Annotated in this window: 15 protein-coding genes; 13 read left to right on the top strand and 2 right to left on the bottom strand. The window is 62.0% G+C overall.

From position 1 onward, the window contains the following. Positions 1–17 precede the first annotated feature (17 nt). From AC3YMN_RS18340 to AC3YMN_RS18295, 10 genes are all read left to right on the top strand, one after another. Positions 18–416, top strand: coding sequence for an FtsB family cell division protein (locus AC3YMN_RS18340; protein WP_172123381.1), 399 nt, complete (start codon positions 18–20; stop codon positions 414–416). A 138-nt stretch (positions 417–554) separates the two neighbouring features. Then, positions 555–1,550, top strand: a complete 996-nt coding sequence (pdhA, locus tag AC3YMN_RS18335; protein WP_248305332.1) for a pyruvate dehydrogenase (acetyl-transferring) E1 component subunit alpha — start codon at positions 555–557, stop codon at positions 1,548–1,550. Positions 1,551–1,557: 7 nt separating this feature from the next. Beyond that, positions 1,558–1,911, top strand: a complete 354-nt coding sequence (locus AC3YMN_RS18330; protein ID WP_489891141.1) for a hypothetical protein — start codon at positions 1,558–1,560, stop codon at positions 1,909–1,911. Further along, positions 1,912–3,309 carry a pyruvate dehydrogenase complex E1 component subunit beta gene (locus AC3YMN_RS18325; RefSeq protein WP_489891140.1) on the top strand — a complete coding sequence of 466 codons (1,398 nt, stop codon included), beginning with the start codon at positions 1,912–1,914 and terminating at the stop codon, positions 3,307–3,309. Positions 3,310–3,320: 11 nt separating this feature from the next. Further along, positions 3,321–4,712 carry a pyruvate dehydrogenase complex dihydrolipoamide acetyltransferase gene (locus AC3YMN_RS18320; RefSeq protein WP_489891139.1) on the top strand — a complete coding sequence of 464 codons (1,392 nt, stop codon included), beginning with the start codon at positions 3,321–3,323 and terminating at the stop codon, positions 4,710–4,712. 5 nt (positions 4,713–4,717) lie between these two features. Then, the gene (locus AC3YMN_RS18315) at positions 4,718–5,368 is read left to right on the top strand and encodes an SGNH/GDSL hydrolase family protein (protein WP_489891213.1); all 651 of its coding nucleotides are present in this window, start codon (positions 4,718–4,720) and stop codon (positions 5,366–5,368) included. Between the two features lie 30 nt (positions 5,369–5,398). Continuing rightward, positions 5,399–6,838 (top strand): dihydrolipoyl dehydrogenase, encoded by a 1,440-nt coding sequence (lpdA, locus tag AC3YMN_RS18310; protein WP_489891138.1) that lies wholly within the window; start codon positions 5,399–5,401, stop codon positions 6,836–6,838. Positions 6,839–6,886: 48 nt separating this feature from the next. Further along, positions 6,887–7,933 carry a Gfo/Idh/MocA family protein gene (locus AC3YMN_RS18305; protein ID WP_489891137.1) on the top strand — a complete coding sequence of 349 codons (1,047 nt, stop codon included), beginning with the start codon at positions 6,887–6,889 and terminating at the stop codon, positions 7,931–7,933. 89 nt (positions 7,934–8,022) lie between these two features. After that, a complete protein-coding gene (gene lipA / locus AC3YMN_RS18300) occupies positions 8,023–8,976 on the top strand; it encodes a lipoyl synthase (protein ID WP_489891136.1) in 954 nt (317 codons plus the stop codon). Continuing rightward, a complete protein-coding gene (locus AC3YMN_RS18295) occupies positions 8,976–9,416 on the top strand; it encodes a type II toxin-antitoxin system RatA family toxin (RefSeq protein WP_127753144.1) in 441 nt (146 codons plus the stop codon). Before lipA ends, AC3YMN_RS18295 begins: the two co-directional genes overlap by 1 nt. Here AC3YMN_RS18295 and AC3YMN_RS18290 read toward each other — a convergent pair. Beyond that, positions 9,404–9,907: a CinA family protein gene (locus AC3YMN_RS18290; RefSeq protein WP_489891135.1), complete on the bottom strand. Its 504-nt coding sequence runs from the start codon at positions 9,905–9,907 to the stop codon at positions 9,404–9,406. The genes AC3YMN_RS18295 and AC3YMN_RS18290 overlap by 13 nt on opposite strands. After that, positions 9,907–11,100 carry a bifunctional 2-C-methyl-D-erythritol 4-phosphate cytidylyltransferase/2-C-methyl-D-erythritol 2,4-cyclodiphosphate synthase gene (locus tag AC3YMN_RS18285; protein WP_489891134.1) on the bottom strand — a complete coding sequence of 398 codons (1,194 nt, stop codon included), beginning with the start codon at positions 11,098–11,100 and terminating at the stop codon, positions 9,907–9,909. The genes AC3YMN_RS18290 and AC3YMN_RS18285 overlap by 1 nt, the downstream gene beginning before the upstream one ends. A gap of 195 nt (positions 11,101–11,295) precedes the next feature. Between AC3YMN_RS18285 and dusB the strand changes: the two genes are divergently transcribed. The 3 genes from dusB to ntrC are packed head-to-tail and all read left to right on the top strand — an operon-like array spanning position 11,296 to position 14,842. Beyond that, positions 11,296–12,279, top strand: coding sequence for a tRNA dihydrouridine synthase DusB (dusB, locus tag AC3YMN_RS18280; protein WP_489891212.1), 984 nt, complete (start codon positions 11,296–11,298; stop codon positions 12,277–12,279). Then, positions 12,276–13,397: a two-component system sensor histidine kinase NtrB gene (locus AC3YMN_RS18275; RefSeq protein WP_127753140.1), complete on the top strand. Its 1,122-nt coding sequence runs from the start codon at positions 12,276–12,278 to the stop codon at positions 13,395–13,397. The genes dusB and AC3YMN_RS18275 overlap by 4 nt, the downstream gene beginning before the upstream one ends. Then, entirely contained in the window at positions 13,394–14,842 is a 1,449-nt protein-coding gene (gene ntrC, locus AC3YMN_RS18270; protein WP_127753139.1) for a nitrogen regulation protein NR(I), read from the top strand. Before AC3YMN_RS18275 ends, ntrC begins: the two co-directional genes overlap by 4 nt. Positions 14,843–14,980 lie beyond the last annotated feature (138 nt).

Genomic DNA, 14,980 nt, shown 5'->3' with positions numbered 1-14,980 from the left:
AACAGCAGCTGGCCCTTATGCCGACTCGTCTCAAGCGACCCCCATTCTGGCGCCCACTTGGCCTGACCGCAGCGTTGCTCGCGTTCCAGGGCTATCTGGGCTTTTCTGCCATTGGCGGGCAGTTCGGCATCGAAAGCCGCGCACAGATCTTGGCCGACATCGACGTCCTGAAGAACACATCCTCCGCTTTGCAGGCTGAAATCGACGCCTATAAGCACCGCGCGACCCTTATGGACACGCGCCGCCTGGACCCAGACCTGGTCACTGAGCGCGCCCGTGCAATGCTGAACATGGCGAACGAAGCGGACATCATCGTGATGGTGGATCCGCGCACAGGTAAACCACTATCCGGTTCATTCGACGAAATAACCGCGGATAGGTTAAACGGAATTTTGAACGCAGAAACAACCTTGTAGCCTGTGCCGGCGGCAGCCTGGCGGGCTTGCCGTAGCGTGGCCGCTTGCGTTAACTTGCGGTTCTGTGGCCAACTTGGCCAAGCGTGTTTTTCCCCTCATAGCGGAGCGCTTGATATGGCGCGTAAGGGTGTAGCCGGCATGGCAACGACGCAATCCAATGTTCCCCAGTTCAGCGCAGAACAGGAGCTCGAGGCCTTTCGCGAGATGCTGTTGATCCGGCGTTTTGAGGAAAAGGCCGGCCAGATGTATGGCATGGGCCTGATCGGCGGCTTCTGCCACCTTTACATCGGCCAAGAAGCGGTCGTCACCGGCGTAACCATGGCCAGCGAAAAGGGCAAGGACGCGCAGATCACCGGCTATCGTGATCACGGCCACATGCTGGTCATGGGGCTGGACCCTAAGGGTGTCATGGCCGAGCTCACCGGGCGCCGCGGGGGCTTGTCTAAGGGCAAGGGCGGCTCGATGCACATGTTCTCCAACGAGCACCGCTTTTACGGTGGCAACGGGATTGTGGGCGCCCAGGTGTCACTGGGTGCTGGCCTGGCATTTGCTGCCAAGTACCGGGGCGATAATTCGGTGAGCCTTGCCTATTTCGGCGACGGCGCCGCCAATCAGGGTCAGGTCTATGAGAGCTTCAATATGGCCAAGCTCTGGAACCTGCCGGTGGTGTTCATCATCGAGAACAACAAATACGCAATGGGCACCTCGCTTGAACGGGCTGCCGCCACCACGAACCTTTCCAAGCGCGGCCTGAGCTTCGACATCCCCGGCGAGCAGGTGGATGGCATGGATGTGCGGCTGGTTTACGATGCAGCCAAGCGCGCCATCGAGCATGCCCGCTCGGGGAAGGGGCCCTACATCCTCGAAATGCTGACCTACCGCTATCGCGGCCACTCGATGTCGGATCCCGCGAAGTACCGCAGCAAGGACGAGGTCACCAAGTACCGCCAGGAGCGTGATCCCATCGAGCAGGTCCGTGCTCGCCTGCTGGAAGGCGGCTTGGCAACGGAAGAAACGCTCAAGACGCTGGAGAGCGAAATTCGCGCCATCGTCAGCGAGGCCGCCGATTTTGCGACCAATGATCCCGAGCCGGATGCCGCCGAGCTCTGGACCGACGTCACCGTTTCGGCCTGAGGCTCGAATGAGCATCCTTCTGGGCGTTGTTGCCTTGTTTGCGCTGCTGACACTGATCGTTGCAGTGGTGCAGGCAATGGCAATGGTGCGGCTCGCCGCCCAGCCCGGGCTGGCGTCACTGTTCCCCTTCGGATGGTGGAAGTTTAGTGCGCTGGAAGTGCGTGGCGGGGCCCGAGCCCTGCCGCATCTGCGGGTGTATAAGCGTGCCGTGATTGCCTTTTTGGTCTTTGTTGTTCTGGGCTTGATGCTGAGTGGTTGGGCGGCAAACACACGCGCTGTCCCCACCGGAATAGCTGCCCTGTCTTTTTCCCTTGCCAGCCTGCCGGCCATTGGGCCCGCTGCGCTTTCGCTGGAGAGCTAAATGCCTCAAATTCTCATGCCTGCACTTTCTCCGACCATGGAAGAAGGCAAGCTTTCCAAGTGGCTCGTGAAGGTCGGCGACAAAGTCTCGCCCGGCGACGTTCTGGCCGAAATCGAGACCGACAAGGCGACCATGGAAGTGGAAGCTGTTGATAGCGGCACCGTTCAGTCGCTGATGATCGAGGAAGGCACTGAAGGCGTTAAGGTCAACACGCCCATTGCCCTGGTGCTAGGCGAAGACGAAGAACTTGGCGAAGCCAAGGAAAACGCTGCCCAGGCTTCATCGTCCGATCCTCAGGGCCAGTCACCCGTTGCCGAGACCACCTCGGTTCCGGCTGAAGCCAAAGCACCAGGCGCTGCCGAAGCACCCAAGTTTGCCGCTCAGAGCGATCCCGACCTGCCTGAAGGCGTTGAGATGGTTGAGATGACGGTCCGCCAGGCACTCAACGAGGCCATGGCCGAGGAGCTGCGGCGCGACAAGGACGTCTTCATCATTGGCGAGGAAGTCGCCCAGTACCAGGGTGCCTACAAAATCACCCAGAACCTGCTCGAAGAGTTCGGTCCCGAGCGCGTCGTTGACACGCCGATCACCGAGCACGGGTTTGCTGGGCTGGCAGTCGGCGCCGCTTTCGCCGGCCTCAAGCCGATTGTCGAGTTCATGACCTTCAACTTCGCCATGCAGGCGATTGACCAGATCATCAACTCCGCCGCCAAGCAGCTTTATATGTCGGGCGGACAGGTGACCGCTCCCATGGTGTTCCGTGGCCCCAATGGTCCGGCAGCGCGTGTCGGTGCCCAACACAGCCAGGACTTTTCGGCATGGTACAGCCATGTTCCGGGCCTGACCGTCGTGGCGCCCTATAGTGCCGCCGATGCCAAAGGTCTGCTGAAATCGGCCATCCGCTCGCCCAATCCCGTGATCTTCCTCGAGAACGAGATTCTGTACGGCTCGAGCGGCCTTGTGCCCAAGATGGACGATTTCCTGCTGCCCATCGGCAAGGCCCGCATCGCCCGCAAGGGTGCTGACGTGACCATCGTGTCCTTCTCCATGGGCATGCGCTACGCCACGCAGGCAACCGAGAAGCTGGTCGCCGCTGGCGTTGATGTGGAACTGATCGACCTGCGTACGCTGCGCCCGATGGATAGCGACACCGTCATTGAATCGGTCAAAAAGACTGGTCGCCTGGTGACGGTGGAAGAAGGCTGGCCGCAGGGCGGCATTGGTGCCGAGTTGTCGGCGCGGGTGATGGAACAGGCCTTCGACTACCTTGATGCGCCGGTGGTGCGCGTGACGGGCAAGGACGTGCCGATGCCTTATGCCGCCAATCTCGAGAAGCTGGCGCTGCCCAATGTCGATGAAGTGATCGCGGCTGTTAATGCCGTGACCTACCGCTCCTAAGGAGAGTTCCGATGCCGATCGATATCACCATGCCGGCGCTCTCTCCCACGATGGAAGAGGGCAAGCTTGCCAAATGGCACGTCAAGGAAGGCGACACCGTTTCCTCCGGTGACGTGATCGCCGAAATCGAGACCGACAAGGCCACCATGGAAGTGGAGGCCGTGGACGAGGGCAAGATCGGCAAGATCCTTGTGGCCGAAGGCACCGACGGCGTGAAGGTCAATGCCGTTATCGCCGTGCTGCTGCAGGAAGGCGAAAGCGCCGATGCTACATCCGCTCCCGCTCCTGCTGCACCGCCGAAAGCGGAAGCACCACCTGCTGCCGAGGGGCCGGCCAAGGGCGATGCCGGCACGCTGATGTATGACAAGGGCACCTCGACGACTTCGTCGGCACCGGTGGACGCTCAGCCGCAGGCGCCGGCGCCAGCAACAGCGGCACCCTCGGCCAACAACGGCAATGGTAAGGTGTTCGCGTCGCCGCTTGCCCGGCGCCTGGCGCGTGAAAGCGGCATTGATCTGGCGACCGTTGCGGGCTCCGGCCCCAAGGGCCGCGTGATCAAGGCCGATATCGAAGCGCTTCGCTCCGGCAAAACTCAGCCCAAGACGGCTCCGGCCGCCGCTGCAGCACCGGCATCGACCGCTGGCGCCGCCGCTCCCGCAGGCCTCAGCAAGAGCCAGGTCATGGCCATGTACGAGGAAGGCAGCTACGAGATCGTGCCGAACGACGGCATGCGCAAGGTGGTGGCCCAGCGCCTCACCGAGTCCAAGCAGACCATTCCGCACTTCTACCTGACGCTTGATTGCCGGATCGACGCGCTGATGGAAGCGCGCGAGCAGATCAATGCCGGTGCGCCAAAATCAAAGGACGGCAAGCCCGAGTTCAAGCTTTCTGTCAATGACTTCGTGATGAAGGCTTGGGCCTTGGCCCTGCAGCGCGTGCCAGCGGCAAACGCCACCTGGGCGGGCGACTCCATTCTCTATCACAAGCGCTCGGACGTTGCGGTCGCCGTGGCGGTGCCCGGCGGGCTGTTCACGCCAGTCGTTAAGTCAGCCGACACCAAGTCGCTCCGTCAGATCTCCGAAGAGGTCAAGGATCTCGCGACGCGAGCCCGCAACAAGAAGCTCGCCCCGCATGAGTATCAGGGCGGCGCCACTTCGGTGTCCAATATGGGCATGTACGGCATCAAGCACTTCGCGGCGGTGATCAACCCGCCCCATGGCACGATCCTGGCGGTTGGTGCCGGCGAAGAGCGCGTTTATGCCGAAAAGGGTCAGGTCAAGACCGGCCAGTTCATGACGGTAACGCTCTCCTGCGATCACCGGGCCGTCGACGGTGCCTTGGGCGCAGAACTCCTGGGCGTGTTCAAGGGCCTGATCGAAACTCCCGTGATGATGTTGGCGTGAGCGCGATGAAAACCATCCTGGCTTATGGTGACAGCCTGACCTATGGCGCCAACCCGCTCACGGGCGGCCCGCGCCATGTCTTTGAGCACCGCTGGCCCAGCGTCCTTGAGGCTGGCCTAGGCGGTCAGGTGCGGGTGATCGCCGAAGGCCTCGGTGGTCGCACCACGGCCTTTGACGACTGGACCGCTGACGCCGATCGCAATGGCGCCCGCATCCTGCCGACGCTGCTCGCGAGCCATGCTCCGCTTGATCTCCTGATCATCATGCTGGGCACCAATGATCTGAAGCCGGCAGTGTGCGGCAGCGCGCTGACCGCGTCCTTTGGTATGCGCCGGCTGGTACAGCTGACGCGTGGCCACTTCGCCATGCTGGGCGAGCCGGTGCCGCAAATCCTTTTGGTGGCGCCCCCGCTCGCCTGCGCCACCGACAATGCCGACATGATCCGCAGCTTTGGCGGCATCGAGCATGCGGTGCGTGAATCCGGCGAGTTCGCAGCGCACTACCAGCGTCGGGCGCAGGAATTGAACACCGGCTTTTTTGACGCCAGCACCGTTGCCAAGCCTGATCCGCTCGACGGAATTCATTTGGACGCGGCCAATACCCGCGCAATCGGCGAGGGCCTTGTGCCTGTCGTCGCATCCATGCTGGCTCTTTGAGCCGCTTCTATCGACCATTCGGAGGCCAAAATGGCTGACCAATACGACTTACTCGTGATCGGCGCCGGCCCTGGCGGCTATGTGGCCGCCATTCGCGGGGCACAGCTGGGCATGAAAGTTGCCATTGTCGAGCGCGAGCACATGGCCGGCATCTGTTCCAACTGGGGCTGCATCCCCACCAAGGCTCTGCTGCGCACGGCCGAGGTCTATGGCCATATGGAGCATGCCAGCAATTATGGGCTCAAGGCCAATGACTACGGCTTTGACATGGATGCCATCGTCAAGCGTTCGCGCGCCATTGCCGCGCAGATGAACAATGGCGTGCAGTTCCTGATGAAGAAGAACAAGGTCGACATCATCTGGGGCGAAGCCGTCCTCAGCAAACCGGGTGAAATCCGGGTTGCGCCGACCAAGAAGGCGATCGTGCAGCCGCAGGGCCCGGTGCCCAAGAACGCGCTGGGCGAGGGCACCTACAAGGCCAAGAACATCATCATCGCCACCGGCGCGCGTCCTCGCGTGCTGCCCGGCATCGAGCCAGATGGGGAACGCATCTGGACCTATTTCGAAGCCATGAAACCGGCGAGCATGCCCAAGTCGCTGGTGGTGATGGGCTCGGGCGCGATTGGCGTCGAGTTTGCATCCTTCTACCGCTCCATGGGGGCGGAAGTGACGATTATCGAGTTGCTGCCGCAGATCTTGCCGGTGGAGGATGCCGAAATTTCGGGCCTTGCGCGCAAGCGCCTCGAAAAGCGCGGCATCAAGATCCTGACCGAAGCCAAGGTGGCCAAGGTCGACAAGACAGCGGACGGCATTGTTGCTCATGTCGAGCTCAAGGGCGGCGAAAAGCAGGAGATCCGTGGCGAAAAGCTGATCTCGGCCATCGGTGTGCAGTGCAATATCGAGAATATCGGGCTTGAGACCGTTGGTGTGAAAACCGAGCGCGGCGCCATCGTGATCGATAGCTTCGGCAAGACCAATGTGGACGGTATCTGGGCCATCGGCGATGTCGCCGGTCCGCCCATGCTGGCGCACAAAGCCGAGCATGAAGCGGTGATCACCGTGGAAAAGATCGCCGGTATGCATGCGCATCCACTGGAAAAGCTAAAGGTCCCGGGTTGCACCTATTGCGAGCCGCAGGTGGCCAGCGTGGGTCTCACCGAAGCCAAGGCCAAGGAAAGCGGCCGCGAGATCAAGGTTGGGCGCTTCCCATTCGTGGGCAATGGCAAGGCCATTGCGCTGGGCGAACCCGATGGCCTCGTCAAAACCATCTTCGACGCCAAGACCGGCGAGTTGCTCGGTGCCCACATGATCGGGGCTGAAGTGACCGAATTGATCCAGGGCTTTGTGATCGCCATGAACCTCGAAACCACCGAGGAAGAGCTGATCCACACCATCTTCCCGCACCCTACGCTGAGCGAGACGATGAAGGAAAGCGTTCTGGATGCCTATGGGCGGGCGTTGAACGTCTAGGCGCGCCGGCACCGAGCGCGCTGCGGACAAACACAGGGAACAAGCCAGATGGTCAAAGCCATTCAGGTCGGCCTCGGGTTCTGGGGCTTTGACTGGACCAAGGAAGTTATTCCCCAGGTCCCCACGGTCGAGATGGTGGCCTATGTGGATGCCAATCCGGAGGCGATTGCGCGCGTCCAAGCTGAACTGGGGGTCCCCCAGAACAAGTGCTTTCTCAGCCTCGAAGAGGCGGCGCGAAGCGTAGAGGCCGATCTGGTGATCGCCACCTTGCGCACCGAAGCGCATTATCCCGTCGTCAAGCAGGCTCTTGAGCTCGATTTCAACGTCATCGTCGAAAAGCCCTTTGCCTCAACTATCGCGCAGGCCAAGGAGCTGGTGGCGCTCGCCAAAGCGCGCAACCGTATCTTGATGGTCAGCCAGAACTATCGATTCCAGCCGGCCCCCATTGCCGCAGCCGAAATGATCGGCGCGCAAAAGTTCGGGCCCATCAACCTCGTCTCAATCGACTTCCGCCGCCACGCGCCATCCCAGGGCTACCGCTATTGGGACATGCCCGATCCGCTGCTGGCGGATATGTCGATCCACCATTTTGACCTGATGCGCATGGTGCTCAACGACAATCCCGAGCGCGTGTCCTGCCGCACCTGGAACCCGGCGGGCAGCCCCTTTGGGCATCACCCGACAGGCGTTGCGACAATAGAGTTCGAGAAAGGCGTGATTGTCTCTTATCGGGGCTCCTGGATGAGCAATGGTCCGGCCACGCCCTGGGCCGGGGAATGGACCATCGACTGCTCGGAAGGCGAAATCTGGTGGACCTCGCGGGATCACTTCATGGGCAAGGCGGGTCCGGATCGGCTGCAAACCCGCGAGCGCGATGCTGAGCCCACGCAGGTTGAACTGGCCCCGGTGGAATACCCCGACCGCAGGGGAACCCTAGCTGCGGTCGCCAAGGTGATCGAGACCGGGTCGGTCCCGGCTCGCTTCAGTTCGGGCGAGGACAACCTTTATTCCCTAGCCCTCGTCCAGGCGACGATCCTTTCGGCATTTCGCGATGGCGCATGGGTCGAAATCGCCGAGGTGATGGAGAGGGTTTGAACTTCTCCGTCATGCAACGAGAGGCTGGGTTGAACCGGCCCCGTAAGGGAGCGATATAGCAGGCACACCGTGCCAGTCAGGACCTCATCTTGGTTACGCTCATCGACAATTCGCTCCTCCGGCCCCGCCATCCTGAAAAGGAGCACCGGCCCGACAACGCCGTCCTGCGCAAGCCCGACTGGATCCGCGTCCGTGCGCCGGGCTCGCCGGTCTACAAGGAAACCCAGCAGATCGTGCGCGAGAACAATCTCGTTACGGTGTGCGAGGAAGCGGGCTGCCCCAACATCGGCGAGTGCTGGAGCAAGAAGCACGCGACCATGATGATCATGGGCGAGATCTGCACCCGCGCCTGCGCCTTTTGCAATGTGCGCACAGGCCTGCCGGGGCCGCTTGATCCCAATGAACCGGAGAATGTCGCCAAGGCCGTGCAGAAGCTCGGCCTGGAGCATGTGGTGATCACTTCGGTGGACCGCGATGATCTGGCCGATGGTGGCGCGCGGCACTTTGCCGACGTGATCCTGGCGATCCGCGCCAGCAATCCAACCACCACGATCGAGATCCTGACGCCCGATTTCCTGCGCAAGGACGGGGCATTGGAGATCGTGGTTGCCGCCAAGCCGGATGTGTTCAACCACAATCTGGAAACGGTGCCCTCCAAATATCTCAAGGTGCGTCCGGGCGCGCGCTACTTTCACTCCATTCGCCTGCTGCAGAAGGTCAAGGAGCTCGATCCCACCATGTTCACCAAGTCGGGGATCATGGTCGGGCTGGGTGAAGAGCGCAACGAAGTGCTCCAGCTGATGGACGATCTGCGCTCAGCCGATGTGGATTTCCTCACAATCGGCCAGTATCTGCAGCCCACCAAGAAGCACTATCCGCTGCAGCGGTTCGTAACCCCCGAGGAGTTCAAGTCCTACGCCACCGTGGCGACGGCTAAGGGCTTCTCCCTGGTGTCCTCTAGCCCGCTGACGCGCTCGTCCCACCATGCGGGCGAAGATTTCGCACGCCTTCGCACTGCACGGCTCCAGAAGCTTGGTTATTGATGAAACGTACTTTTGAGCGGCATGTGCCGCATCTGCCCCAACGCATGTTCGAAATCGTCGCCGATCTGGAAGACTATCCGCGTTTCGTGCCCAACTGCCGTAACATGGTGGTGCAGCCCGACCCGGCCGCACCCGAGAGTACCCGGCTCGCCCGCATGACCCTGTCCTTTGGTCCCATCACACAGGCCTATACGAGCCGGGTGAAGCTGGATCCTGAAGCATTGGTAATCGATGCCAAGGCGGTGGACGGTCCCTTTAGCCATCTCGACAGTCGCTGGCGCTTCGAGCCGGAAGGGGAGGGGACCCGTGTGCGCTTCGAGATCGACTTCAAGATCTCCAATCCCTTCATTGCCGCCGTGGCCGAGCCCGCCTTTGCCGCCAAGCAGGAAGAGATCATGCGCGCCTTTGGCGAGGAAGCGGACCGGCGCTACGGGCTTTGAACGTCCCCTAGCACCTGAAGCGCCAAGTCGAGCGCTGCATCGACGCTGGCGCGGCGGATACCGTCGCGACCCAGATCGCCGAACCGGTGCTCGATCACGACGGTCGCGAGTTCTGACGACATCGCTACATAAACCAGGCCCACCGGTTTTTTCTCGCTGCCTCCGTCCGGACCGGCAATACCAGTGACTGACAGGGCGTAGTCAGCCCGCGCCGTGTTGCGCGCGCCGTCCGCCATGGCGCGCGCAACCTGGTTGGACACTGCGCCATAATCCCGGATCAAGCGGGGCTGCACCTGGATCATGCGCGACTTGGCCGCGTTCGCGTAGGTGACATAGCCGCCGTAAAAGGCCGATGATGAGCCGGGAACATCGGTAATGGCCGCCCCGATCATCCCCCCGGTACAGCTTTCGGCGGTGACGATTGTCTTGCCAGCAGCAGCCAACAGCGCGATGACGCGCTCCGCCCGACCAGGCTCTGGTTTGAGGGTCATCAATCGAGCCTCGGCAGTTCAATGCTGGCGCTGGCCATGGCGACCATTCCTTCCTCCCGCCCGATAAAACCGAGCCGCTCGTTCGTCGTCGCCTTGATCGCGATTCTCGTCGTCGCAATTCCAAGCGCTTCGCCGATCACAGCTTGCATGGCGGGAACATGTTCGGCAATCCGCGGCCGCTCGCAAACTATCGTGACGTCGACATTAACGATCCGGCCGCCCGCTTTGTTCACGAGGTCACCGGCGTGCCGCAGGAACACGACGGAACTCACGCCTTTCCATCGGTCGTCGCTGGGCGGAAAATGAATGCCGATATCCCCTTCGCCTATGGCACCCAGCAGCGCGTCGGTAAGGGCATGCAGCGCCACGTCCGCGTCGGAGTGACCCTTGAGCTTGGCGGTGTGCGGAATACGCACGCCGCCCAGCCAGACAGCGTCGCCCGGCTCGAAGGGGTGCACGTCAAAGCCGGTGCCAACACGGGTTTCTGTGATCATCTCAGCTCCTCCCAGCAGGCGCTCGGCTAGCTGGAAATCATTTGGGTGGGTAATCTTGATATTGCGATGCGTGCCCGGCACCAGCCCTACCCGTAGGCCGGCCCATTCGGCGATCTCGGCATCGTCGGTGAAGGTGCGCCGCACCATCGAAGCGCGCATATGCGCCGAGAACAATTGCGGAAAGCGGAAACCCTGTGGGGTCTGCGCCGCAAACAAGGTCGAGCGATCCTCGGTCGCCGTGACCAGGGCGCCATCCGGCGAGCGCTTGATGGTGTCCGTTACTCCTACGGCGGGCAGGGCGCCTTCCAGTTCGGCAAGCGCATCGATCACCCCGGCGACCACGTCACCTTCCACCAGTGGGCGAGCAGCGTCCTGGATCAAGACGTAGTCCGGCCGCAGCTTGGCGAGGCTTTTTAGCCCCTCCAGCACTGAAGCCTGCCGGGTAGCGCCGCCAGACACCGGGGGCAATAGATTCTCATGCTGCAATTCTAGAGCCGCAAAGCGATTGGCATGCTCGGCATGAATAACGGGCAGCACATATTGAACTTCGGGCAGCCCCAGAAATGCCTTGAGGGTGCGCGACAGCACCGCCTCGCCCGCCAGCATACGATACTGTTTGGGCTCGGAAACGCCGCCTGCAGCGGCCCGTTCGCCGCGCCCCGCAGCAACAACGATGACGGCAATGGATCGAGAACGCATAAGCAGGGAACCTGGGACAACAAACCGTCACATCGCGCTGGTCTAACCGCGCTGCAGCCATGCGGCAAGTGCAGGCAGGCCTCTCCCTCAGCGCAGCGTTTGACTGTTGCGTGCTCGGTGGAATTGATTATTGTGCAGGCAAATCCCACGAAGTGAATAAATCCGGGGCAGTTGGTGAGTAAGTTTGCCTGCGCGTTGAGCATCGGAAAGCATCAGCTTCCGAACAATGCCTTGCTGGCCCCGATGGCGGGCATAACCGACCGCCCGTTCCGCACCCTTGCCGAGCGCTTCGGTGCCGGCATGGTGGTGTCGGAGATGATCGCGAGCGCCGCCCTCACCACGGGACACCAGGACATGGTGCGCAAGCTTGGCAAGCCCGCCGGCTCCCTGCCGCATATGGTACAGCTGGCCGGCTGCGAAGCGGAGTGGATGGCCGCTGGGGCGCGCGCGGCCTATGAGGCTGGCGCCGATATCATCGACATCAATTTCGGCTGTCCCGCCAAGCGGGTGACCAATGGGTATTCCGGTTCAGCCTTGATGCGGGTGCCCGATCAGGCCATTGCCCTGGTGGATGCTGTTGTGACCGCCACTCCGCTGCCGGTCACGGTGAAAATGCGTCTGGGGTGGGACGACGACTCCCTCAATGCGCCCGAAATCGCCCGCCGTGCAGTTGAGGCCGGAGCGCAGATGATCACGGTGCATGGGCGCACTCGCCAGCAATTCTACAAGGGCCAGGCCCGCTGGGAGCGCGTGCGCGCCGTGGTTGAGGCCGTCTCAGTGCCCGTTGTGGTCAATGGCGACATCATCGATCTCGCCACGGCGCGCGAGGCGCTGCGCCTGTCTGGCGCTGCAGCGGTGATGCTGGGCCGGGGGGCCCAAGGCCGCCCCTGGGCTGTGGGTCAAATCGGCGCCGAGCTTGCTGGCGAAGCGCCCGCTCCGGCACCGAGGGGCACTGCGCTGGCCGAACTCGTCGCGGCTCATTACGAAGCGATCCTGCTTGAATATGGCACCGCTGTTGGCCTTCGCGCCGCACGCAAGCACCTCGACTGGTACGCAGAAGCGGCCGGTCTTTCCTTCGACAAAGCCACTCGCACCGCGCTGCTCAACTGTGAGTCGCCGCCTGAGGTGCTCAGCATGATCTCTCGCCTTTATGCCGCCGACTGGAGGGTTGCCGCTTGAACGCGACGCTTGATGAGTTCCCGTCCACCGCCGTGCTGCAGGCGTTGCCACAGCCCATCATCGTCTGCGCGGAAGACCGCCAGATCACCTTCGTCAATTACGCCGCCGAGGCGTTTTTCGGCGCTTCGCTCAGCGTTCTCAGCCGCCAAAAGCTTGATGATCTCATTGCCTTCGGCTCGCCCATTATCGGGCTCGTAGATACCGTTGCTACCCGGCGGGCACCGATGACGGAATATCGCGTGCGGGTGGGTTCATCGCGCTTCGGTGACGAGCGCATTGCCGACGTGTTTGCCAGCCCGATTTCCGACACCGATGGCCGCATCGCGATCCTCATCCAGGAGCGCACCATGGCCGACAAGATCGACCGGCAGATGGTTTCGCGCGGTGCCGCCCGTTCGGTCACCGGCCTGGCCTCCATGCTCGCCCATGAGATCAAGAACCCGCTTTCAGGGATCCGAGGTGCCGCGCAGCTTCTGGAACAATCCGTTGCCAGCGAGGAAATTCCGCTCGCCCGACTCATCCGTGAGGAAACCGACCGCATCGTCAACCTGATCGACCGCGTCGAGGTCTTTGGCGACGAGCGGCCGATGGAACGAGACGCTATCAACATTCACGTCATCCTTGATCGGGTGAAGCTGCTCGCGCGCAATGGTGTTGCCCGCGGCATTGCCTTTTCTGAGGAATACGATCCGTCCCTGCCTCCAGTGCTCGGCAATCGCGACCAGCTGATCCAGGTGTTCATCAACCTGGTCAAGAATGCCTCCGAGGCACTGGAGCGCACGCAAAAACCCGAGATAAGGCTCACAACGGCGTTTCGCCCCGGCATTCGCATCAGCGTCACCGGCGTTTCCGAACGTATCTCGCTGCCACTCGAGATCGTGATCGAAGACAATGGCCCGGGAGTCCCTCCCGATATTCTGCCGTTCCTGTTTGATCCATTCGTGACCACCAAGACCAATGGCTCGGGCCTTGGCCTTGCCCTTGTTGCCAAGATCGTCGGTGATCATGGTGGTGTCATCGATTGCGAGAGCCGCCCCGGCCGCACGCGCTTCCGCATTCTCCTTCCGGTCGCCAGTGGCGTTTCTCAAGCGCCATCCGAAGAGGTTTCGGCTCCATGAGTCACGTTGTTCTGCTTGCCGATGATGATGCCGCCATTCGCATGGTGCTCAACCAGGCCTTGACCCGTGCGGGCTACGAGGTTCGTCCCACGGGCAATATATCCACCATGTGGAACTGGGTCAGCCGCGGGGAAGGGGACATCCTCATCACTGATGTGGCCATGCCCGACGGCAATGCCTTTGAGGTCATGCCCAAGATCAAGAAGATCCGGCCGGACCTGCCCATGATCGTGATGTCGGCCCAGAACACCTTCATGACGGCAATCCGCGCCTCCGAGGTTGGTGCCTACGAATACCTACCCAAGCCGTTCGACATCACCGAAGTCCTGTCGGTTGTCGCACGCGGATTGGCCGATGCCAAAAAGCCCACACCCGCCGAACGCAAGGCGGAAGATCCAGGCGAAACCATGCCGCTGGTGGGCCGCTCCACCGCGATGCAGGACATCTATCGCGCTCTTGCCCGGCTGATGCAGACTGACCTTACCGTCATGATCAACGGCGAAAGCGGCACCGGCAAGGAACTGGTGGCGCGCGCGCTCCACGACTTCGGCAAGCGCCGCAATGGCCCGTTTGTAGCCATCAACATGGCCGCCATTCCCCGCGACCTGATTGAGGCCGAATTGTTCGGCCATGAAAAAGGGGCGTTCACCGGTGCCAATGCGCGCTCTTCTGGCCGCTTCGAGCAGGCCGAAGGGGGCACGCTCTTTCTCGATGAAATCGGCGACATGCCGATGGACGCGCAAACCCGGCTTCTGCGCGTGCTGCAGGAGGGAGAGTACACGATGGTCGGTGGTCGCAGCGCCATCAAGACCAATGTGCGCATCGTCGCCGCCACTCACCGCGACCTCAGCCAGATGATCCGGCAAGGACTGTTCCGCGAGGATTTGTTTTATCGCCTCAATGTCGTGCCGCTTCGGCTGCCGCCGTTGCGCGAGCGGGTGGAGGATGTCGGTGACCTCGCAGCCCACTTCCTGCGCTCGGCCCAACGGGAAGGCGAGCCGCCCAAGACCATCACGCCCGAAGCCATTCGGCTCATGCAGAACTATGCCTGGCCCGGCAATGTGCGCGAGCTGGAAAACCTGGTTCGCCGGCTTTCCGCCCTTTATGTCGACGAGAATATTTCCGCCGAGATCGTCCAGAACGAACTGAACATCATTGATCGCTCCCCCTCGTCAGCCCCCAGCGGTCCTGTCGACGTCTCCATGGCGGTGGAAACCCATGTGGGGCAACTGCTGCGCGAGTACGAGCCCAATCTGCCTCCGGCCGGGCTCTATCAGCGGGTGATCGACAAGGTGGAAGCCCCGCTAATCGCCATGGCGCTCAACGCCTGCGGCGGCAATCAGATCAAGGCCGCGGACCTGCTGGGCCTGAACCGCAACACGCTACGCAAGAAGATCCGCACTCACAGCATCGAAATTGTAAAACACAGCCGACGCAACGGCTGATCCGGGTCGATTAGAGACCAAAACCGCTCCACGCAGCGGAAGCACGGCCGCGCCGCGGCCGCGGGTGTCACATTTCGGCAACAATTATCTTGAAGGAAGGAGCGAATTGGGTCAGGCTCCGCCTCCCCACGGCAGCAA

This window comes from Devosia sp. Z11_6, from assembly GCF_058133665.1.
Note: the sequence above shows the minus strand (reverse complement) of the source record. Positions and strands in the feature narration are given on the sequence as shown.